We start from the raw sequence: 20,069 nt of genomic DNA on the forward strand, positions 1-20,069 counted from the left end.
AAATTTTCCCTTTCTTCCTCTTCCAAGCCAAGCTACATCCCGCCCTATGACAGAGAAAACACTTCACATCGTCGGAGGCGGCATGGCTGGCTCCGAAGCCGCGTGGCAGGCCGCCAATCTTGGCATCAAAGTCGTGCTGCATGAAATGCGGCCCGAGGTCGGAACCTTTGCCCATCAGACGGGCAATTTCGGCGAAATGGTCTGCTCCAATTCCTTCCGTTCGGATGATGACGAGCAAAACGCCGTGGGGCTGCTGCATTGGGAGATGCGCGCCGCAAACGGGCTGGTGATGTCCGCCGCAGACAGGCACAAACTGCCCGCAGGCGGAGCTTTGGCCGTGGACCGCGACGCTTTTGCCGACCACATCACAGCCACGCTCAAAGCCCATCCCAACGTCTCCGTGGACTATGGCGAGATCACTGATCTACCCTCGGAAGGCATGTGGATTTTCGCCACCGGCCCGCTGACCTCCCCCGCGCTTGGCGAGGCGATTGCCAAAGAGACTGGCACGGATCGTCTGGCCTTTTTCGACGCCATCGCCCCCATCGTCTATGCGGACAGCATCAACATGGACGTGGCGTGGATGCAGTCGCGCTATGACAAGGGCGAAACCGAGGAAGAGCAAAAAGCCTACCTCAACTGTCCGATGACCAAGGACCAGTATGAAGCCTTCATCGACGCGCTTCTGGCCGCCGAGAAAACCGAGTTTCACGAGGGCGAAACGGCCGGCTATTTTGACGGATGCCTGCCCATCGAGGTCATGGCTGAACGCGGGCGTGAAACCCTGCGTCACGGTCCGATGAAACCCATTGGCCTCACCAACGCGCACAAGCCCGAAGAAAAGGCCTATGCCGTGGTGCAACTGCGCCGCGACAATGCGCTTGGCACGCTTTACAATATCGTGGGCTTCCAGACCAAAATGAAATACGGCGCACAGACCGAAGTGTTCAAGATGATCCCCGGTCTGGAGAACGCCAGTTTCGCGCGTCTCGGCGGCATCCATCGCAACACTTTCCTCAACTCGCCCACACTTCTCGACGACCAGATGCGCCTGAAATCGCGCCCCAATATCCGTTTCGCCGGACAGGTCACGGGCGTCGAGGGCTATGTGGAAAGCGCCGCGATGGGGCTTTTGGCGGGCCGGCTCGCCGCTGCCGAACTATCGGGTGTCGATATGGGACCGCCACCGCGCACCACCGCTATGGGCGCGCTTATCCATCACATCACCGGTGGTGCGGAAGCCAAGACCTTCCAGCCGATGAATGTAAACTTCGGCCTTTTCCCGCCTCTGGACGGGATTCGCGGCGGTCGCAAGGGGCGCAAAGAGCGCTACAAAGGCTACACGGATCGCGCCAAAGAAGACTATAATCAATGGCTTGAAGGCCAATCCTGATGCGCTACGTGACCCGGTTTGCACCCAGCCCCACAGGGCCTCTGCATCTGGGTCACGCCTTTTCTGCGCTCACAGCCTTCCGTCGCGCCCAGGAACGAAACGGCAAATTCCTCCTACGAATTGAAGACGGCGACACAAGCCGCTGCCGTCCCGAATGGGAGGCCCTGATCTATGCCGATCTGCGCTGGCTCGGGATCACTTGGCCGGAACCGGTTCTGCATATCACTGCGCGTGAAGAAATTTACGCAAGTGCCCTGCAAAGACTGGATGAAATGGGGTTGATCTACCCGTGCTCCTGCACCCGCCGCGACATCCAGAACGCCATGTCCGCACCACAGGAAGGTGCGCCGCTCCATCAAGACTTCGGTCCAGATGGAGTGATCTATCCCGGCATCTGCCGCGCCCGTTCGATGGAGAGTTTCAATCCGGGCGAGGCCATTCGCCTCGATATAGCCAAAGCAGTGGACCTTCTGGGCGATGTCAGCCGCTTGTCATGGCAGGAAACCGGCCCTTACGAGACCGGTCGCCATCACCTTGACGCAGCGCAGCTGATCCACGGGGTTGGCGACATCGTGCTTGCCCGCAAAGAAATCGGCACCGCTGCCTATCACCTCTCCGTCGTGCTCGACGACGCGGCCCAAGGCGTCACCGAAGCCGTGCGCGGCGCGGATCTGATGGAAGCCACGCAAATCCACCGCCTCTTGCAAGCGCTTCTCGACCTGCCCGAGATCGCCTATCACCACCACCGCCTGATCCGCGATGAAAACGGCAAACGTCTCGCCAAACGCGCGGATGCCAAAGCCATCGCCAAATTCCGCGAAGAAGGTCTGTCCCCTGACGAGGTGAAAGCCCTGATCGGCTTATGAGTATTTGATCCATCGGAAAACCGGCACGTGCTTTCTGATGGCGGAAATACTCACTCCATCGGCTTCATCAACTCGACACTCTCGCCATCGCGCACCGCACGGTAGAAACACGAGCGCCGGTTGGTGTGACAGGCCGCGCCGGTTTGCTCGACCAGAACCAAGAGGCAATCGCTGTCGCAGTCAAAGCGGAAATCCACGAGTTTCTGCACATGGCCGGAGGTTTCGCCCTTGATCCAGAACGCCTGACGTGACCGCGACCAATAGGTCACTTTCCCCGTTTCCAAGGTCTTACGCACGGCGGCCTCGTTCATCCAGGCCATCATGAGGACCTCACCGCTTGTATGGTCCTGTGCGATGGCGGGGATCAGCCCCTTGTCGTCATACTTCAGTTGAGCGGCATCAAATTTACCGAAATACTCTTCGGAGCACATGACCTGTCCTTTCCAAGCGGGGGCGTTTGCCCTATTTATGGGCTTCGATCCTGAAAGGCAAACCATGTCCGCACAGTCACGCCCACAGTCACCCGCAGAGTTGACCCAGCTTTATTCCGGCACGCTTCTGGCGCTGGCGGCTGATATTCCGCATGTCGGGCGGCTTGATGCACCGATGGTCTCCGTAAAAGAACGCGCGCCGCTTTGTGGCTCCACTGTCACTGTGGATATGGATGTCGAAGACGGGCGCGTGACGCGCTTTGCGCAAGACGTCAAAGCCTGTGCCTTGGGTCAGGCCTCTGCCTCTGTTCTCGGGCGTCACGTTCTTGGTCGCACAGAATCCGAACTCCGGCGCGCCCGTGACGAATTGGCGGCCTTTCTCAAAGAAGACGGCCCGATCCCCTCTGCCCCGTTTGAAGGGTTCGAGGCGCTTTTGCCTGCGCGGGCCTTCAAGAACCGGCACGCTTCGATCCTCTTGGCGATCACGGCCACATGTCGGGGCTTTGACGAGTTGACCCGAACCGTCTAGTCGCATGATCTGCGACGCGCTCACATCATTTCACCCCGAGAGACCATAAAAAAACCGCCGCACTTCGGGACGAAGGCGGCGGCAGGTTGATCTGATGCGTCGTATCGGTGGTTGGGGAACCACCTTCTGAACAGGTAAGGGTCAGACGTGAGGCAGACGCGGGGTTCGGGATCAGATCAGAGGCAGAAACACGAAAGTGGCGTCACACCAGAGCGGGCAGAGACAGCCCGCCGACAAGGATGACCAAAAGCGCAACCGCGCCGAGCATGTCTTCGAGCAGAGTCGCTTGGGAGCGGGCAACAACGGACTTCAGGTCTTTGATCATGGCATCCTCACCATTAAGGTTAATGACTTGTTGCTACTTTGTTCTCATATAGATTGCGACCTGTAAAGAACTTTTTAAGAACATTTGCGAACAAAACGACTCCCGCAAATTGCCAGACTGCCTAACCCACTGAAATCAAACGGATCGCCTCATCCTTGCCCATCAACCACAGGAGAACACGCACAGCCTTCCCACGTTCGCTTTGCAGCGTCGGATCGTCATGCAGGAGTTTACGCGCGTCCGACTGGGCTAAAGCCATCAATGCGGATTGCCGTTCCAGATCGGCCACACGGAAGCGCGGCAGGCCGGATTGCGCCGTGCCCAGAACATCGCCCGCCCCGCGCATCGCCAGATCCTCTTCCGCGATGCGGAACCCGTCCTCTGTCTCTCGCAGAATCTCAAGACGCCGCCGTCCGGTTTCGGTCAAGGGTGGTTTATACATGAGCAGACAGGTCGACGCGACATCCCCGCGCCCGACACGTCCTCTGAGCTGGTGCAACTGGGCCAGACCGAAATGCTCGGCCCCTTCGATCACCATGATCGAGGCATTCGGCACATTCACCCCCACCTCGATGACCGTGGTTGCCACCAGAACAGACAGCCGACCCGCCGCAAATGCGGCCATGGTGCGGTCCTTGTCCTCAGGTGCCATCTGCCCGTGAACCAAACCGACACGCCCCTCACCCAAGGCCGCGCGCAGATATTTGAACCGCTCCTCGGCGGCCGTCATATCCACCAGCTCGCTTTCCTCGACCAAGGGACAGACCCAATAGGCCTGCTTCCCGTCGGAAATGGCATCGCGCAGATGCGCCACCACCTCATCCATCCGTTCAATCGAACTCAAAGCCGTTTTCACCGGCGTGCGCCCCGGTGGTTTTTCATCCAGAACAGAGACATCCATGTCGCCGTAATGCGCCAGAGACAAGGATCGCGGGATCGGCGTGGCCGTCATCACCAGAACATCCACCGCCGTGCCTTTTTTCGACAGAGCCAGACGTTGCGCCACGCCGAAACGGTGCTGCTCGTCGATAATGGTCAGGCGCAGATCGTGATAGGTGACATCCTCCTGAAACACGGCGTGGGTGCCCACAAGAATATGAATATCGCCACGTTCCAAGGCCGAGATCTTCTCCGCGCGGGCACGCCCCTTGTCCCGTCCGGTCAACAACTCCAGCACAACACCCGCGCTCTCGGCGAGAAGTCTGAGCCCTTCAAGATGTTGACGCGCAAGAATTTCTGTCGGGGCCATCATAACCCCCTGCCCGCCGCTTTCGACCGCGACCAACAGCGCAAACAGAGCCACCAGTGTCTTGCCCGACCCCACATCGCCCATCAGCAGACGGTTCATCCGCTGCGGCGCGGCCATGTCGGCGGCGATCTCTTCCATCGCGCGGTTTTGTGCGCCGGTCGGGCGGTATGGCAAATCTTTCAATACCTTGGCACGCAAATGCCCGTCGCCTTCATTCACCCGCCCCTTGCCGCGACGCACCCGTGCGCGTGCAAGAGCCAAGGTCACCTGATGGGCAAACAATTCGTCATAAGCCAACCGTTGCCGCGCTGAGCTGGTCGGAGAAACCTCATTGGCGGAGAGTGGACGGTGCGCCTGAGACAAGGCCGTCTCGAAATCCGGCCAGCCTTCCCGTGACTTGAGCGCCGGATCAATCCATTCCGCCAAATCGGGCACGCGTTCCAAAGCGGAGGCGCTGGCTTTCGCCATGGTTTTCTGCGTCACCCCCGCCGTCAAAGGATAGACCGGCTCGAACCCCGGCAGTTCATCGGCCTCTTCATCCGTCAGAATATAATCCGGATGCGGCATCTGGAACTGGCCGTCATACATCTCGACCTTGCCGGACAAGAGACGGCGCTCGCCCACAGGCAACTGTGCCTCGATCCATTTCGACGCGCCGCGAAAAAACACGACCTGAAAGGCAATCTCGCGATCTTCGACAAAAACCCGATAGGGCAATCCCTTGCGCGAGGGCGGCTGATGGCGCAGCACCGTGACTTCGACCGTCGCCACCATCCCCGGCGACACATCGCGCAAACTGTCGCGCCGCCGCCGGTCCACCACCGCATTGGGCAAGGTGAACAACAGATCACGCGGGCGCTCCACCCCCATCGCTGGCAGGAGTTTCGCCGTCTTCGGACCAACGCCCGACAGCGTTTCCAACCCCGCAAACAAGGGGAAAAGAATATCCGGACGTCCCGTGCTCATGCGCTGATCATGCATCCCCGATCAGCGCAAGCCAACCGTCTTCGTCAATCACCTCGATTCCGAGGTCTTTTGCCTTCTTCTCTTTCGAGCCGGCCCCCGGCCCCGCAACGACAAGATCGGTTTTGGCAGAGACCGAACCGGAGACCTTTGCGCCCAGTGATTCCGCGCGGGCTTTGGCCTCTGCGCGGGTCATCTTCTCAAGAGAGCCCGTAAAAACAACGGTTTTCCCGCTGACAGGGCTATCGTTTTTGGGCTTTTCCGCCTCGATCGGATTGAGATGGGCCACCAACCTGTCGATAGACGCGCGCTCCGCCTCTTGGTGGAACGCGGTAACGAGCGAGGTGGCCATAACCTCCCCCACACCGTCGATGGACAGAAGGTCGTTCCAGGCGTCTCCGGTGCCGACTGTGGCTTGACTCATGGCGGTTTCGAAGGCCTTCCATGTGCCGTAATGCGTGGCCAGAAGACCCGCCGAACTGTCCCCGACGTGACGGATGCCGAGACCAAAGATCAGCTTGGCCAAGGGGATGTCGCGGCGGGCGTCGATGGCGTCGAAAAGATTGAGCGCGGACTTTTCGCCCCAGCCTTCGCGGTTCTTGAGTTGCTGAATATTTCCCGGGCCGAATTTCTCTTTCAGTTCAAAAATATCGGCAGGTTCCTTGATCCAGCCATCCTTGTAGAATTGCTCGATCTGCTTGGCCCCGAGCCCCTCTATGTCGAAGGCTCCGCGCGACACCAGATGTTTGAGTTTCTCCACCGCCTGCGCCGGACAGATCAGACCGCCGGAACAGCGGCGCACGGCGTCGCCCTCTTCGCGGATGGCATCGGATCCGCACTCCGGACAGGTGGTCGGAAAGACGTATGGCAATGCGTCGGACTTGCGTCGGGCAAGATCGACATCGGCCACCTTCGGGATCACATCGCCCGCACGGTAAACCTGCACCCAGTCACCGACGCGAATGTCCTTGGGCTGTCCCGTCTCATCGGGGCGAATGACCTCGCCTTTCGAGCCGTAGCCCTGAATGTAATCCTCATTGTGCAACGTGGCGCTGGAGACCACGACACCGCCCACGGTCACAGGGCTCAGACGCGCGACCGGCGAGAGCGCGCCGGTGCGGCCAACCTGAATGTCGATGCCCTCAAGCCGCGTCCATGCCAGTTCGGCAGGGAATTTGTGCGCGATGGCCCAACGGGGCGTGGTCGAGCGAAAACCCAAACGGCGTTGCAATTCGAGATTGTCCACCTTGTAGACCACACCGTCGATGTCATAGCCCAGCGTGGCGCGTTGGGATTCGATTTCCCGATAATGCGCGAGCAGGTCGGAAATGCGGGTGAACCGCTTGGTCAGCGGGTTGGTCTGAAAGCCGAGTGCTGCGAGACGATGGATCGCCTCCATCTGTGTCTCGGCCAGAGGTGTGGACAGTTCGCCCCATGCGTAGGCGAAGAATTTGAGCGGACGGGCGCGGGTGATTTCGGGATCAAGCTGGCGCAAGGAACCGGCGGCGGCGTTGCGCGGATTGGCAAAGGTCTTGCCGCCGCGTTCGGCATGGCGGGCATTCAGCGCGTCGAAATCGGTGTGGGACATATAGACCTCGCCGCGCACTTCGAGCACCTCCGGCGCACCGTCCAGTTGCTGCGGAATATCGGCGATGGTGCGGGCATTGGCGGTGACGTTTTCGCCCACCTCGCCATCGCCGCGCGTGGCGGCGGAGACAAGCCGGCCCTGTTCATAGCGCAAGGACAGGGACAACCCGTCGATTTTCGGCTCTGCCGTATAAGCGATCTCGCCGGGTGCGCCGAGATATTTGCGCACGGAGCGGTCGAATTCCACAACATCCTCGTCGTCAAAGGCATTGGCCAGAGACATCATGCGCACCGCATGGGTGATCTTGCCAAAGCCTTCGGCGGGGGCTGCACCCACCTGTTCGCTCGGGCTGTCGCTGCGTTTGAGATGAGGGAAGCGGGCCTCGATGGCTGCATTACGCCGTTTGAGCGCATCATATTCGGCATCCGACATCACCGGCGCATCTTCGGTGTGATAGGCGATATTCGCCCCCGACAGACGCTCGGAAAGCCGTGTCAGTTCCACACGCGCTTCCGCTTCGGTCAATGCCTCGACAGATTTTGATTCTGCCACAGTGTCAGCCATAAAAATACCTCCCCGAGGATGCCTTTCCCTTGGTTTAGGAGAGGCGCACGGGGAGGTCCAGTCGGTAGATATCCACGAGACGGAGAAAACGCTCCAAATCATACGAGCTGACGGATCGGAACAGAACAAACCGTCAGGGAAAACACTCAGGCGCCAATGGCGATTTGCTCGTCCATATCGGACTGGGGCTCCGGATCACGCAGCACATAGCCACGCCCCCAGACGGTTTCGATGTAATTCTCCCCATCGGTGGCATTGGCGAGTTTCTTGCGCAATTTGCAGATGAACACGTCAATAATCTTGAGTTCCGGCTCGTCCATGCCGCCGTAGAGGTGGTTGAGGAACATCTCCTTGGTCAGTGTCGTGCCCTTGCGCAGGGAGAGCAGTTCGAGCATCTGGTATTCCTTGCCCGTCAGATGCACCGGTTTACCGCCGACCGTGACGTTTTTGCCGTCGAGATTGACCTCGATCTTGCCGGTGCGGATGACGGATTGGGAATGTCCCTTCGAGCGGCGAATGATGGCATGGATGCGTGCCACAAGCTCTTCGCGGTGGAACGGTTTGGTCAGGTAGTCATCCGCGCCAAAGCCGAATCCCTTGATCTTGTTCTCGGTGTCATCGGCTCCAGACAGAATCAGGATCGGCGTTTCGATCCGTGCCAGCCGCAATTGCCGCAACACCTCATGGCCGTGCATATCCGGCAGGCCGAGGTCCAAAAGAATCAAATCGTAATCATAAAGTTTTGCGAGATCGATCCCCTCTTCACCAAGGTCCGTCGTGTAAACATTCAGGTTGGCGTGGGACAGCATCAGTTCGATGCTCTTGGAGGTGGTGGGATCGTCTTCGACCAGCAAAATGCGCATGGTTCTGTGTCTCCGTTAGAATCTTCCAAATTTGTTTTTGTGGCGTTCGATGAAATGAAAGGTGCTCAAAAATAGTTAACTACCCGTTACCAGAAATAAACTTTTCGTGTCCTCACCTCAAGGTTGTCGATATTTTTGCAGTGCCGTGGCCTTCAAAGCGGCTTCGCCATGTTCGGAAATGGCATTTTTCCACGAATTGAACTCCTCTTCGGACAATCCGTAGGTTTTCAGGGCTTCCGACAGGGGAATCAGCCCGTAAACCACGCCTTTAACCACAAGCGCCTTGCGAGAGGCCACCCAGCGGCGGGTTTCTTTCGGGGGAAGGTCGGCTCTGGTCAGGATCGACCCGTCGGGAAGGGTCACGGCACGCGGACCATCAACTTTTTTAAGATACATGGAACTCACCCTCATCTTGAATTGCACAGCCTTTGTGCCGCAATCCTCTTAATGGGGAGTGAAGCCGCCCCTTGAGAATAGTTCCAATTTTCTTATATAGCAGGACTGTTCCCGAAAGGATTTATTCATGTTTGACGACGGCGCACACCCGCTGAACTCCCTGGGCTTTGCGAAAGCCCCGAAAGACACCCGCGTGGTTGTGGCCATGTCGGGGGGCGTGGATTCCTCTGTGGTCGCGGCCCAGCTGGCCGAAGAGGGCTATGATGTGGTGGGCGTGACCCTCCAGCTTTATGATCACGGCGCGGCACTTTCCAAGAAGGGTGCGTGTTGTGCGGGGCGTGACATTCACGATGCGCGGCGCGTGGCCGAAGAAATGGGGTTCCCGCATTATGTTCTCGACTACGAGAACGTGTTCAAGGATGCGGTGATTGACGAATTTGCAGACAGCTATCTGGCGGGGGCGACACCCGTGCCCTGCATCCGCTGCAACGAGCGGGTGAAGTTCAAGGATCTGTTGGAAACCGCCAAGGATCTGGATGCTGATTGCATGGCGACGGGGCACTATATCCAGCGCAAGATGGGCGAAAACGGGCCGGAGCTTCATTCGGCGGCGGATGCGAACCGTGACCAGAGCTATTTCCTGTTCTCGACCACGCCGGAGCAGCTCGACTACCTGCGGTTTCCGCTGGGGCATTTGCCGTCGAAGGATGCGACCCGTGCGCTGGCGTCGAAATACGGGCTGTCTGTGGCGGACAAGCCGGACAGTCAGGACATCTGTTTCGTGCCCAACGGCAATTATGCCTCCGTGATCGAGAAGCTGCGTCCCGGCGCGGCAGAGCCGGGCGAGATCGTGGATCACAACGGTGTGGTGCGCGGCACGCATGAGGGCGTGATCCATTACACGATCGGCCAGCGGCGCGGGCTTGGCATCGGCGGGCTTACGGAGCCGCTTTATGTGGTGAAGCTCGATGTGGACACCCGCCGCGTGATCGTCGGGCCGAAAGAGATGCTCGCCACGCGGAAAATCCCCGTGCGGGAGATCAACTGGCTGGGTGACGCGCCTTTCACCTCACGCGAGGAATGGGTGCTGGACGTCAAGGTGCGCTCGACACGTCCGCCGCGCGAGGCGATCATCCGTCCGATTTCGGACACCGAGGCGGAGGTGGAACTGGTCGTGGCCGAAGAAGGCGTCTCGCCCGGACAGGCTTGTGTCTTCTACGATCCGGACGGGTCGCGCATCTTTGGCGGCGGCTGGATCTGGCGCGGGCATTAATCGTTTCTGATGATCCGAAAAGAGCGTGCGTCCCAATCGGGGCGCGCCTCTACACACGCCAACCGCTCAGCCCTGCGCAATCCCGTCAAGAATGGCGCGTGCGGCCCTGAGACCCGGATCTTCCTGCCCGCGGCCCAAGCGCTCCATCGTCAGTTTCATCGCCGCGCGTTGGTCATCGCCTGTGTTGAGCACATGGGACAAAGAGGCCGCGATTTTCTGCGGGATGCAATCTCTTCCGAGAAACTCCGGCACGACACGGGTTTCCGAGACCAGATTCACCAAAGTCACCGTGTCGATCAGCAGCTTGCGCTTGATGATCATTTCTGTGAGCCGATTCATCCGGTAGGCAATCACCATCGGCGTGTCATTGGCGGCAAGCTCCAGAGACACGGTGCCAGAGGCCGCAAGCGCCACATCTGCGGCACGGAAGGCGGCGGCCTTCTCCGCCTTGTCCGAGGCTTCAATCAGGATCGGCTGAACCGGCCAATCGCTCTTCACCACACGCCGCACCACATTTTCGACATTCTGCGCCATCGGCAGGACATAGCGCGCCTTCGGATGATGCTGCGAGAAATGCCCCATCGCCTCGGCAAAGAGCATGGCAAGCATCCAGACCTCGCTCTTGCGCGATCCGGGTAGGATCAGAACAAGAGGCTCCGTGCCAATCCCGTGTCGGGCACGAAAATCGGCAACCTCTTGGTCAGAGGCCAGTTCCTCTGTCGCCACAGGATGACCGACGAAATCGCAGCGCAGCCCCTCTTTCTCGAAATAGGGCGGCTCGAAAGGAAAGAGCGCCAAAAGCTGATCCACACGTTTCGCGAGCTTGCCCGCCCGTCCCGGACGCCAGGCCCAGACCGTTGGCGCAACATAGTGGCAAATGCGAATGTCCGAGCGTGCCTTCACAAGATCGGCCACGCGCAGGCAGAAATCAGGGCTGTCGATGGTGACAACCACATCCGGTTGCCAGTCGAGAATGGCCTCGGCCACTTCGCGGATACGGCGCTTGAGATGGAAATATTTCGGCAGGATTTCCGCAATCCCCATGAGAGACAGTTCGGACATGGGAAACTGGCTAACAAGCCCCGCCTCCGCCATCGCCGCGCCGCCCACACCGCGAAACGCCACATCATCCGCCAGAGCGGACAGCCCCGCCATGACGGCCCCGCCAAGACGGTCGCCGGAAGGTTCGCCCGCGATTACGAAAACCTTGAGTGTCATTGCGCTTTCAGGAACAGTCCTGCCTCTTTTACACGCGCCTCGACGGCGTCACGATCCAACACGATCACCTCCCCCGAGGGGATCACCAACCCGCCAAGACCGGCCTCGATCACCGCCTCGATGGTGGACAACCCGATGGTCGGCACATCAATCCGCATATCCTGCCCCTGTTTCGGCGCTTTGACAAAGACTCCATTGGCTCGTCGCAAATGGGCGGGAGTCTGCGCGACAAACGCCAGCATGGCATCGGTGCCCTGAAGCGTTTCGATGCCAAGCATCTGCCCGCCCGCACAGACCGCGCCCTGTCCGACATCCAACGGCCCGAGCGCATCCAGAACGGCTTGGGCGCGGGCGGAGTCTTCCTCGTCCTGATGGGTCGGTTTGCGGCCCCAGATCACACCGGGTTCCAGCACCAGATCGGGCCGGATTTCGGTTGCACCACGGACGAGAAAGCCCTGATCCTCGAAAAGCGCCAGAACCTCGCGCAACAGCGCATCGTCGCCCTTGCCCAGAGACATGGCGAGGCGCAGCGCGTGGCGATCCATCAACACGGGGTTGACCTTCGGACGGCTCATGGCTCCGGCGAAGGTGACCGCACCGACATCGCGGGATTTCAAATCCTTGAAAAGCCGCCCCAGCTTTTCGATCCGTGCGGTGACATGCTCGATCCCCTCAGGCACCTCCACCGGATCCAGTGTCACATAGACAGGATTGTTCAGCGCCTCGGCCAGAAGCCGTGGCAGCGCGCCTGATCCGGCTATGATCGCGGTGCGGGTCATGGGATCACTTCGGGGTCAAAAAGCCGCGGTCGCTGTCTGCCATGACAAAAGCCACCATGCGGGAGACGTAATCGCTGTCGAAATCTTCCGTAAGTCGCTGGGCGCGGTCCTTGAAAGAGCCTTCACCCTGTTTGAGCATCTGGAAAGCGGCGCGAAGCTGGTTGATGTCATCGCGCGGCACGCCTTTGCGTTTCAGGCCGACGAGGTTGAGACCGTCCAGCTCGGCACGCGGGCCTTGCACCAGCGCATGCGGCAGCACATCGGAGGTGACCATAGAGAGAGCGCCCACGATGGCCCCCTGCCCGATCCGCACCCATTGGTGGATGCCGGACAGACCGCCGATGATCACATCATCCTCGATGACACAATGGCCGGCCACGGCGACCGAATTGACCAGAATCACCCGATCCCCGATCTGCGCGTCATGGGCCACATGGGCGGAAGCCATCAGCAGGCAGTCATCCCCCACGCGGGTCACGCCACCGCCGCCCTCTGTGCCGGTGTTCATGGTCACATATTCGCGGATGCGGTTGCGCTTGCCGATGACAAGGCGGGTCTTTTCGCCCTTGAATTTGAGGTCTTGCGGAATTTCCCCGATGGAGGCGAACTGGAACACAGTGGTGTCCTCGCCAATCTCGGTGTCGCCGGTGATCACCGCGTGGGATTTGATCACCACGCGGTCTGCAAGCCGGACCTCCGGACCGATCAGGCAGAACGGCCCGATCTCCACATCCGCACCGATCACGGCGCCCTCTTCGATCACGGAAGACGGATGAATGCGGGCGCTGGGGTGAATGGTGCTCATGGTCCTGTCCTTACGCCTTGGGCGTCAAATCCATCATCGCGGTAAATTCGGCCTGACAGGCCAGTTCGCCATCAACCTCGGCGCGGCCATCGAATTTCCAGACCTTGCCGCCGCCCCGTTTCACGGTGACATGCATCTTGAGCTGGTCACCCGGCACGACTTTGCGGCGGAATTTCACCCCGTCGATGTTCATGAAATAGACGTTGAATTCCTTGTCGGCCAGATCCATGTGCACGCCCACCATGACGGCGGCGGTCTGGGCCATGGCTTCGACGATTGTCACGCCGGGCATAACCGGCTGGCCGGGGAAATGGCCCTGAAAATGCGGCTCGTTAAAGGTCACATTCTTGATGCCGGTGCAGGAATTCGGGCAGTCGATATCCACCACACGGTCCACAAGCAAGAACGGATAGCGGTGCGGCAGGATGCGCTGGATCAGGTCGATATCTGCAATGGTCGGCTTGGTGCTCTCGGTCATATGTCTTCCCCGGGCTTCATTGTCTTGTTGTCTTTCTCGTGCAACCGGCGGGCCGCAAGGTGTGGCGATCCGCTCGGCCCTCTTGCCCCTGAAATGCTCGGGGGACAGAAATGCTGGCTTACTACCTATCAACAGAGGTTCGGGGTGACAAGCAGGGCGAGGCGCTCTTGCCGCTCTGTTCAGGTCTGCGGGAGGCTCAGTCCTCAGAAGGCGCCGTATCCTGATCTGCGGGCGCTGTATCCGTGTCCTCGGCCAAATCCTCGTCGAGTTTCTCGATCACCAGACGGGAAATGTCGATCGCTCCGTTCATCAGATAGACCTGTCCGCGTTCAAACACCACGACCGCACCGAGATCACGCGCGATGGTGGCCAGCGCGTCGTTCATCTTCTGCTCGATCTCGCCGATCCTGTCGTCATAGAGCGTCTGGATGTCGCGGGCTTTCTGGTCCTGTGCGCTGCGGGCTTCGGTCACCTTGGTGTCGAATTCCTGCGCACGGATGCGAAACGCCTCTTCGCTCATCAGCGGTTTGGCGTCGGCGATCTCCTGCTCTTCGGTTTCGAGGTCGGCATAGATCTGTTCGTTTTCCGCCAGAATCGCTGCGCGGGCCTCTTCAATCTCGGCCTCAAGCGCCTGCCCCGCCACACTCTGGCTCAGCACACGGGAGCGGTCGAAAACCAGAACCGGAAAGACCAGTTTCGTGCCAGATGACGCGGAGACCTCACGGCTTTCCGCCGTTTCCGCGGCATCATCCGAGCCCTGCGGCGCATCCTGTGCGCACAGTGCCGTAGCACCCAGAGCGAACAGGACGGCCAGCGAAACCCTGCGCAGAAACATCTCAGAAGCTCGTGGAGATGGTCAGATCGAAGGTCTGTTCCTCGTCATAGTCTTCTTTTTGAAGCGCCTTGGAGAAGTTGAAGCGCAACGGCCCCAGAGGCGTCGTCCAGAAGACCGAAGCCCCGATCACGGAACGCCAATGCAGATCCTCGGATCCACTGTAGATGCCATCCGTGTCATCCAGCCCCCAGACGGAGCCATAGTCAAAGAAGAGACCACCGCTCAATCCGTATTCTTCGGGCAGCCCCAGAGGGAACTGCGCATCCAGACGGGCTACTGCATAGTAGTCGCCGCCAAGTGCCGCATCGTTTGTTTCCGAGCGCGGACCAATCCCACCGGTTTCAAACCCGCGGATGATAGAGGAACTGTTGAAATAACGGTTTGCAACGCTGGAATCGTCGCCCGCATCCAGAATACCGCCCTCAAGCGTCGCCATTAGGGTGATTTCTTCGTTCCAGACCTTGGTCCGGCCCGTCAGCTCGAAAGAGGTTTTTGTATAGCTGATGTCGCCCCCGACAGGACCGGCAAAATCCTGACCGAATTTGAACAGGATGCCCGAATTGGTGGACAAGCCGCTCCGCCGTGTGTCGTAGCTGTAGGAATAGCCGATCGAGCTTGTGGTTTCCCAACCGTCAGCTATGTCAGCATTGATTTGGGATGCATAGTAATCACTGTAAGAACTGTAATCGTCTTCCCAATAATCGTCATCATCGGTGATACGCGCCATCTCTGCACGGTAGTTGAGCGTCAGGCTGCCATGCTCAGACACGGGGAAGGTCAGACGCGGCGAGACATAAGCGCGTTCGATATTGTATTCCGCATAGGACGGTTGCGACGTGCCCAGACCTGCCGAAAAGCCAAAGGCCACATCGCGGCCAAGGAAGGCCGGTTCGACAAAGTTGAACGACAGGCTGCCGTCATCAATATCGGTGGTCAAGCTGAAGGACAGGCTCTGCCCGCGACCCAGAAAGTTCGCCTCGCTAAAGGACGCGATCAGGTTTGCCCCGTCCGACACGGAATAGTTGCCGCCGAAGGTGAAAGAGCCGGTGGGCTTTTCGGTCACGTTCACATCGACAATCATCTGGTCGGGTGCGGAGCCCTGACGGGTCTCGACATCGGCATTCGAGAAGAAGCCAAGCGCGCGGATACGTTCAGCAGAGGCGCGGATCTGGCGCGGGTTGAACGGGTCGCCTTCAACCACTTTGAATTTCTGGCGCACCACACGGTCAAGCGTGGTCTGGTTGCCTTCGATATCGATCCGTTCGACAAACACACGCGGCCCGCGTGTCAGTTTGAACTCGATGTCGAGGGTCTGGCTGCGCTGGTTGCGGGTCACAACCGGCTCGACGCGCAGGAAGTCGATGCCCTTTTTCAGGGCCAGCGCTTCCATCCGGTCGATGCTGTTTTCCACGGCAAGCGGCGAATAGGTCTGTCCGGAGCGGATTTTATTGACCTTGGCAAAGTCTTCTTCAAGCGCCTCGGCGATCTCGGACGAGACCGTGATATTGCCGAATTCGTATTTCTGCCCTTCGCGCACGTTGAAGGTCAGGAAATAGGCGTTGCGCTCGCGCGAGAACTCGGCGGCAACATTGAGCACCTGAAAATCGATATAACCACGCGATGTGTAGAAATCCGTGAGAACCTGTTTGTCGAACTGGATCCGGTCTTCGGTGTAGGTGTCACGCCCGATGATGAAACGCAGGGCACCGGCCTGTTTGGTTTCAAGCACACGGCGCAGACGCGAGTCGGAATAATTGCGGTTGCCGACAAAGCTCAGACGCTCGATCTCGACGCCTTTGCCCTCGGTCACTTCAAACACCACGTCCACGCGGTTGTCGGAGCGACGGATGATTTTCGGCGTCACTGTGGCGACGAGTTGCCCCTTCGCCTCATACATCTTGGTCATGTTGGCGGCATCGGCCTCCGCATCGGAGGGCGAATAGACGCCGCGCACCTTGGTGGTGAGCACGGACATCAGTGCATCGTCGCTGACCTTGCGGTTGCCTTCGATGGAGATCCGCGACACGACCGGAAACTCGGTCACTTTGATCACAAGCGTGTTGCCACTGGGGACGAACTCGACGGTTTCGAAGAGACCGGAGCCCAGAACCTTCTGGTAGGCATCGTTCAACTCGCCGCCGGACACGGATTGACCACGGCTGATTCCCGCATAGGACAGGATCGTTCCCGAAGACACCCGCGCGTTCCCTTCGACCACCACATTGGTGAAACGGTAGGACTGAGCCTCAGCCGGTGCCGGAAACACGGTGTAAGAGACGGAGGTGACAGCAAAAGCCGCGAATGAAAGCGCAAAAGCACGGGCAAGACGTGGCTTTACGCGGGTCGAACGATGATTCATTGAGAGCATGTCAGCTTTCTCGAAATTCCCACAAGTTATAAGCTGAGTAACGGCAATACGGCGCCTTGTCAAAAGCGTTCGCGCACAATTCGCCGCCCGAGGCACACAGCATAAAGGCCCTCGCAGAGTGCGAAAGCCCCAGTTCTTGCGTTGGAGTCGAGTTTATCGGTTTCCGGCTTCACACAGATTTGCACGCATCCGACAGGTGACGCGGGCCTATTTCAGGGCCTTGTCCGCATCGATCCACGCGGCACTCCATGCAGCAACCCCTGCGCCTCAACCGGCGGCGCCGTGTTACAGAAACAGCTGACCGAAGAACGAACCGGCCACCAGCGCCACAACAATGGTGGCGGCATAGAGCAGACGATCCCAGTTCAGATCGACAAGTTCATGAACGCTTTCATAGCCTGCACGCAATGTGGTCATATCGTGGTCCTCACCTTCTTCGAGAGGAGGTCGAACCGCTGACAGCGCCCCGCCTCCACAGGATCAAGACGGTCGAGGCTTTTGCCCTGCCCGCCTTGATGACGGGATAGGCGCTGAATGTGGCGATATTTGGATGAACTGCCGGTTTTCTTTGTGAAATCCGGCAACAATCTTAATGAAATACAGCGGATTACTTACAGAACAGGTCCGATCCCAGTCCCAGCACCATAAATCCCAGAATCACGGCCATGCCGATGGTCATCATCACGCCCACCGCACGATCCGGCAGAGGTTTGCCGCGCACCGCTTCATAGGCGTAGAACACCAGATGCCCGCCATCGAGCACCGGAATCGGGAAGAGGTTCATCAGCCCGATTGCGGTGGAGAGCAACGCCACGGTGGACAGGAAGCTGGCCACCCCGTCAGCAGCAGAGGTGGAGACCACTTCGGCAATCCCCACGGGACCGGAGAGGTTACAGGCGGAAATCGCGCCTGTGATCATATGCGCCATGCCGGAGAGCGAGGTGACAATAATCCGCCAGACGCCCTGCGCCCCCGCGACAATTGCTTCGCCCAGACCGACAGGTTCGGTGCCCACGGAGAACAAAAGACCGCCGGTGATGCCGATGAGCCAGCGGGTCTCGAACTCCCCGTCCGGCAGCGGCAGATCACGGCGGCGCGGCTCCAGAGTGGTCTCGTAGGTCTCGCCACCGGCATCCGTGTTGCGCCAGACCGTCAGGGTCATCGGCGCGCCGTCATGGCTGGTGACATAGTCCTGCAAGTCCCAGAACGTATGGATGTCCTGCCCGTCGAGTTGCGTGATGACATCTCCTGTCTTGATCCCCGCATCCCGCGCCGCAGATTTCGGGGAGATGCCCGAGACGATCACCGGATAGGGATAGGCCCCCACCACCGCCAGTTCCTCGCCATTGCGCATCACTGTGTAGGTGACCTGTGCCGTGCGAGGCAGCTCTTCGAGAACCTCCATCAGCTCGGTCGGCTCGGGAATATTCAGCCCGTTGATGGCAAGGATTTCGTCGCCGGACTCGATGCCGACTTCAAAGGGCACGGGGGAGATTTCATCGACGACCAGCGTATCGGTGGCCTTGCCTGCGATCAGCACGAAGATGGTGAAGACGATGAAGGAAAAGATAAAGTTGAACACCGGACCGGCGGCCACGGTGAGTGTGCGCGCCCACAAAGGTGCACCAGGCATGGTGTGGCGGGCCTCGTCCTCGCTCATGCCTTCGACCGCATGGGCGTCAGGGGCGGAGGCTGCATTGGCGTCGCCTGCGAATTTCACATAGCCGCCGAACGGTAGGGCCGCAATCTGCCAGACCGTGCCGCGTTTGTCGGTGCGTTGCCAGAGCGGCTTGCCGAAACCGAGGGAAAACACATCCGCGCGGATGCCGGACCAGCGTCCGACGATGTAATGGCCGTATTCATGCACCGTGACGATGATCGACAGGGCGACAATGAAAAACACGAGCGTAAAGGCGGTGCCGCCGAGACTGCTCACAAGACTGGTTACATCCATAAAACGGGTCTTCCTTATTTTTTCAACGCGGGCTGCAAGGCCGCCACGCGGGCTCTGGCTTCTTTATCGGCTGCAAGCACATTGTCCAAGCTCAAGCTGCCCGCGTCCAGTCTCACATCCACTGACATTTGATTGAGCACCTGTTCGACAAGGCGCGCCATGTCGAGAAACCCGATCTTTCCGGCAATGAAATGGTCCAAAGCCGCCTCTTTTGCGGCATTGAACACGGCACCAGCCAGACCGCCGGTCTCCATCACCTCGCGGGCCAGCCGCAGCGGCACAAAACGGGTCTCGTCAGGGGCTTCGAAACGCAACTGGCCAACCTTCGCCAGATCAAGCCGCGCCACCGGTAGATCGCGGCGCTCCGGCCAGTGCAGCGCGTAGCCGATGGCGTGGCGCATGTCGGGCGCCCCCATATGCGCCATCAAGGCCCCGTCGCGAAACCCCACCAGCGCGTGAACGTAGGAACCGGGATGCACGAGCACTTCGATCTGATCGGGGTCAAATCCGAAATATTCTTTGGTCTCAATGATTTCGAGCGCCTTGTTGAACATGGAGGCGGAATCAATCGTGATCCTCTGCCCCATGTCCCAAGACGGGTGTTTGCAGGCCTGCGCCAGCGTGGCCCCTTCGAGGCGCTCCAGAGACCAGTCGCGGAACGGGCCGCCAGATGCGGTGATGATGACGCGCTCGACCTCGGATTGATCCTCGCCCACAAGCCCCTGAAACACAGCGGAATGTTCGCTGTCCACGGGCAGAACCCGCGCGCCGTGTCCTTGGGCGGTGCGCATGAGCAGCGGGCCTGCGGTGACAAGGCTTTCCTTGTTCGCAAGCGCCAGCGTAGTGCCGTGGCGCAGCGCGTGCAGACCCGGCGCGAGACCGGCAGAGCCGACAATGGCGGACATGATCCAGTCGGCCTCACGATCCGCCGCTTCGAGCAAGGCCTGCGCACCGGCGGCGGCCTGAACACCGGAACCCGAAAGTGCGGCCTTGAGATCGCCAAGCCGGTCCTCATAGGCGGTGACCGCCACATCCGCGCCCAGTTCAATCGCGTCTTTCGCCAGCAGATCGATATTGCCGCCGCCGGTCAGGGCCACCACGTCATAGGCCGCACGATCACGGCGGATCAGATCGATGGTCGATTGCCCGATGGACCCCGTAGCACCGAAAATGGAAATGCGTCGCATATCTG

General features: G+C 59.6%; 19 protein-coding genes. 4 read left to right on the forward strand and 15 right to left on the reverse strand.

Annotated features, from left to right (window positions below):
• The first annotated feature begins 46 nt into the window (after window positions 1–46).
• Entirely contained in the window at window positions 47–1,393 is a 1,347-nt protein-coding gene (trmFO, locus tag KO492_RS12400; protein ID WP_216045253.1) for a methylenetetrahydrofolate--tRNA-(uracil(54)-C(5))-methyltransferase (FADH(2)-oxidizing) TrmFO, read from the forward strand.
• Window positions 1,393–2,259, forward strand: coding sequence for a tRNA glutamyl-Q(34) synthetase GluQRS (gluQRS, locus tag KO492_RS12405; RefSeq protein ID WP_216045254.1), 867 nt, complete (start codon window positions 1,393–1,395; stop codon window positions 2,257–2,259). Before trmFO ends, gluQRS begins: the two co-directional genes overlap by 1 nt.
• A gap of 50 nt (window positions 2,260–2,309) precedes the next feature.
• On the opposite strand, the gene hisI is transcribed toward gluQRS, so the two are convergent.
• Window positions 2,310–2,690 (reverse strand): phosphoribosyl-AMP cyclohydrolase, encoded by a 381-nt coding sequence (hisI, locus tag KO492_RS12410; protein WP_216045255.1) that lies wholly within the window; start codon window positions 2,688–2,690, stop codon window positions 2,310–2,312.
• A 64-nt stretch (window positions 2,691–2,754) separates the two neighbouring features.
• Between hisI and KO492_RS12415 the strand changes: the two genes are divergently transcribed.
• The gene (locus KO492_RS12415; protein WP_216045256.1) at window positions 2,755–3,219 is read left to right on the forward strand and encodes an iron-sulfur cluster assembly scaffold protein; all 465 of its coding nucleotides are present in this window, start codon (window positions 2,755–2,757) and stop codon (window positions 3,217–3,219) included.
• 202 nt (window positions 3,220–3,421) lie between these two features.
• Here KO492_RS12415 and KO492_RS18810 read toward each other — a convergent pair whose 3' ends face one another.
• From KO492_RS18810 to sciP, 5 genes are all read right to left on the reverse strand, one after another.
• Complete coding sequence (locus KO492_RS18810) at window positions 3,422–3,544, reverse strand: hypothetical protein (protein WP_289847585.1); 123 nt, start codon at window positions 3,542–3,544, stop codon at window positions 3,422–3,424.
• 121 nt (window positions 3,545–3,665) lie between these two features.
• Entirely contained in the window at window positions 3,666–5,759 is a 2,094-nt protein-coding gene (gene recG, locus KO492_RS12420) for an ATP-dependent DNA helicase RecG (RefSeq protein ID WP_216045257.1), read from the reverse strand.
• Window positions 5,760–5,766: 7 nt separating this feature from the next.
• Window positions 5,767–7,908, reverse strand: a complete 2,142-nt coding sequence (ligA, locus tag KO492_RS12425; RefSeq protein WP_216045258.1) for an NAD-dependent DNA ligase LigA — start codon at window positions 7,906–7,908, stop codon at window positions 5,767–5,769.
• A 146-nt stretch (window positions 7,909–8,054) separates the two neighbouring features.
• The gene (gene ctrA, locus KO492_RS12430) at window positions 8,055–8,771 is read right to left on the reverse strand and encodes a response regulator transcription factor CtrA (RefSeq protein ID WP_216045259.1); all 717 of its coding nucleotides are present in this window, start codon (window positions 8,769–8,771) and stop codon (window positions 8,055–8,057) included.
• 117 nt (window positions 8,772–8,888) lie between these two features.
• Window positions 8,889–9,167: a CtrA inhibitor SciP gene (gene sciP, locus KO492_RS12435; RefSeq protein WP_216045260.1), complete on the reverse strand. Its 279-nt coding sequence runs from the start codon at window positions 9,165–9,167 to the stop codon at window positions 8,889–8,891.
• 127 nt (window positions 9,168–9,294) lie between these two features.
• On the opposite strand from sciP, the gene mnmA reads away from it, so the two are divergent.
• Entirely contained in the window at window positions 9,295–10,440 is a 1,146-nt protein-coding gene (gene mnmA / locus KO492_RS12440; protein ID WP_216045261.1) for a tRNA 2-thiouridine(34) synthase MnmA, read from the forward strand.
• 66 nt (window positions 10,441–10,506) lie between these two features.
• On the opposite strand, the gene lpxB is transcribed toward mnmA, so the two are convergent.
• The 9 genes from lpxB to dxr form a co-directional block, all read right to left on the reverse strand.
• Window positions 10,507–11,658 (reverse strand): lipid-A-disaccharide synthase, encoded by a 1,152-nt coding sequence (gene lpxB, locus KO492_RS12445; RefSeq protein ID WP_216045262.1) that lies wholly within the window; start codon window positions 11,656–11,658, stop codon window positions 10,507–10,509.
• Complete coding sequence (locus KO492_RS12450; RefSeq protein ID WP_216045263.1) at window positions 11,655–12,437, reverse strand: LpxI family protein; 783 nt, start codon at window positions 12,435–12,437, stop codon at window positions 11,655–11,657. Before KO492_RS12450 ends, lpxB begins: the two co-directional genes overlap by 4 nt.
• Window positions 12,438–12,441: 4 nt before the next feature.
• Window positions 12,442–13,242, reverse strand: coding sequence for an acyl-ACP--UDP-N-acetylglucosamine O-acyltransferase (gene lpxA / locus KO492_RS12455; RefSeq protein ID WP_216045264.1), 801 nt, complete (start codon window positions 13,240–13,242; stop codon window positions 12,442–12,444).
• Window positions 13,243–13,252: 10 nt separating this feature from the next.
• On the reverse strand, window positions 13,253–13,720 hold the full coding sequence (gene fabZ, locus KO492_RS12460) for a 3-hydroxyacyl-ACP dehydratase FabZ (RefSeq protein WP_216045265.1): 468 nt from the start codon (window positions 13,718–13,720) through the stop codon (window positions 13,253–13,255).
• A 196-nt stretch (window positions 13,721–13,916) separates the two neighbouring features.
• Window positions 13,917–14,555 carry an OmpH family outer membrane protein gene (locus KO492_RS12465; RefSeq protein ID WP_216045266.1) on the reverse strand — a complete coding sequence of 213 codons (639 nt, stop codon included), beginning with the start codon at window positions 14,553–14,555 and terminating at the stop codon, window positions 13,917–13,919.
• Between the two features lies 1 nt (window position 14,556).
• Window positions 14,557–16,923: an outer membrane protein assembly factor BamA gene (gene bamA, locus KO492_RS12470; RefSeq protein ID WP_216045267.1), complete on the reverse strand. Its 2,367-nt coding sequence runs from the start codon at window positions 16,921–16,923 to the stop codon at window positions 14,557–14,559.
• A gap of 285 nt (window positions 16,924–17,208) precedes the next feature.
• Window positions 17,209–17,340, reverse strand: a complete 132-nt coding sequence (locus KO492_RS18815) for a hypothetical protein (protein WP_269446547.1) — start codon at window positions 17,338–17,340, stop codon at window positions 17,209–17,211.
• Between the two features lie 190 nt (window positions 17,341–17,530).
• Entirely contained in the window at window positions 17,531–18,877 is a 1,347-nt protein-coding gene (gene rseP, locus KO492_RS12475; protein WP_216045268.1) for an RIP metalloprotease RseP, read from the reverse strand.
• A gap of 14 nt (window positions 18,878–18,891) precedes the next feature.
• Entirely contained in the window at window positions 18,892–20,064 is a 1,173-nt protein-coding gene (gene dxr, locus KO492_RS12480; RefSeq protein WP_216045269.1) for a 1-deoxy-D-xylulose-5-phosphate reductoisomerase, read from the reverse strand.
• Window positions 20,065–20,069: the final 5 nt, after the last annotated feature.

The sequence above is a fragment of the Celeribacter halophilus genome (assembly GCF_018860305.1).
GTDB lineage: Bacteria > Pseudomonadota > Alphaproteobacteria > Rhodobacterales > Rhodobacteraceae > Celeribacter > Celeribacter halophilus_A.

Excerpts from the sequence above, each read along its gene's own strand:
- trmFO (WP_216045253.1), top strand. The coding sequence starts at position 47 with ATGACAGAGAAAACACTTCACATCGTCGGAGGCGGCATGGCTGGCTCC.
- gluQRS (WP_216045254.1), top strand. The coding sequence starts at position 1,393 with ATGCGCTACGTGACCCGGTTTGCACCCAGCCCCACAGGGCCTCTGCAT.
- hisI (WP_216045255.1), bottom strand. The coding sequence starts at position 2,690 with ATGTGCTCCGAAGAGTATTTCGGTAAATTTGATGCCGCTCAACTGAAG.
- KO492_RS12415 (WP_216045256.1), top strand. The coding sequence starts at position 2,755 with ATGTCCGCACAGTCACGCCCACAGTCACCCGCAGAGTTGACCCAGCTT.
- KO492_RS18810 (WP_289847585.1), bottom strand. The coding sequence starts at position 3,544 with ATGATCAAAGACCTGAAGTCCGTTGTTGCCCGCTCCCAAGCGACTCTG.
- recG (WP_216045257.1), bottom strand. The coding sequence starts at position 5,759 with ATGAGCACGGGACGTCCGGATATTCTTTTCCCCTTGTTTGCGGGGTTG.
- ligA (WP_216045258.1), bottom strand. The coding sequence starts at position 7,908 with ATGGCTGACACTGTGGCAGAATCAAAATCTGTCGAGGCATTGACCGAA.
- ctrA (WP_216045259.1), bottom strand. The coding sequence starts at position 8,771 with ATGCGCATTTTGCTGGTCGAAGACGATCCCACCACCTCCAAGAGCATC.
- sciP (WP_216045260.1), bottom strand. The coding sequence starts at position 9,167 with ATGTATCTTAAAAAAGTTGATGGTCCGCGTGCCGTGACCCTTCCCGAC.
- mnmA (WP_216045261.1), top strand. The coding sequence starts at position 9,295 with ATGTTTGACGACGGCGCACACCCGCTGAACTCCCTGGGCTTTGCGAAA.
- lpxB (WP_216045262.1), bottom strand. The coding sequence starts at position 11,658 with ATGACACTCAAGGTTTTCGTAATCGCGGGCGAACCTTCCGGCGACCGT.
- KO492_RS12450 (WP_216045263.1), bottom strand. The coding sequence starts at position 12,437 with ATGACCCGCACCGCGATCATAGCCGGATCAGGCGCGCTGCCACGGCTT.
- lpxA (WP_216045264.1), bottom strand. The coding sequence starts at position 13,242 with ATGAGCACCATTCACCCCAGCGCCCGCATTCATCCGTCTTCCGTGATC.
- fabZ (WP_216045265.1), bottom strand. The coding sequence starts at position 13,720 with ATGACCGAGAGCACCAAGCCGACCATTGCAGATATCGACCTGATCCAG.
- KO492_RS12465 (WP_216045266.1), bottom strand. The coding sequence starts at position 14,555 with ATGTTTCTGCGCAGGGTTTCGCTGGCCGTCCTGTTCGCTCTGGGTGCT.
- bamA (WP_216045267.1), bottom strand. The coding sequence starts at position 16,923 with ATGCTCTCAATGAATCATCGTTCGACCCGCGTAAAGCCACGTCTTGCC.
- KO492_RS18815 (WP_269446547.1), bottom strand. The coding sequence starts at position 17,340 with ATGACCACATTGCGTGCAGGCTATGAAAGCGTTCATGAACTTGTCGAT.
- rseP (WP_216045268.1), bottom strand. The coding sequence starts at position 18,877 with ATGGATGTAACCAGTCTTGTGAGCAGTCTCGGCGGCACCGCCTTTACG.
- dxr (WP_216045269.1), bottom strand. The coding sequence starts at position 20,064 with ATGCGACGCATTTCCATTTTCGGTGCTACGGGGTCCATCGGGCAATCG.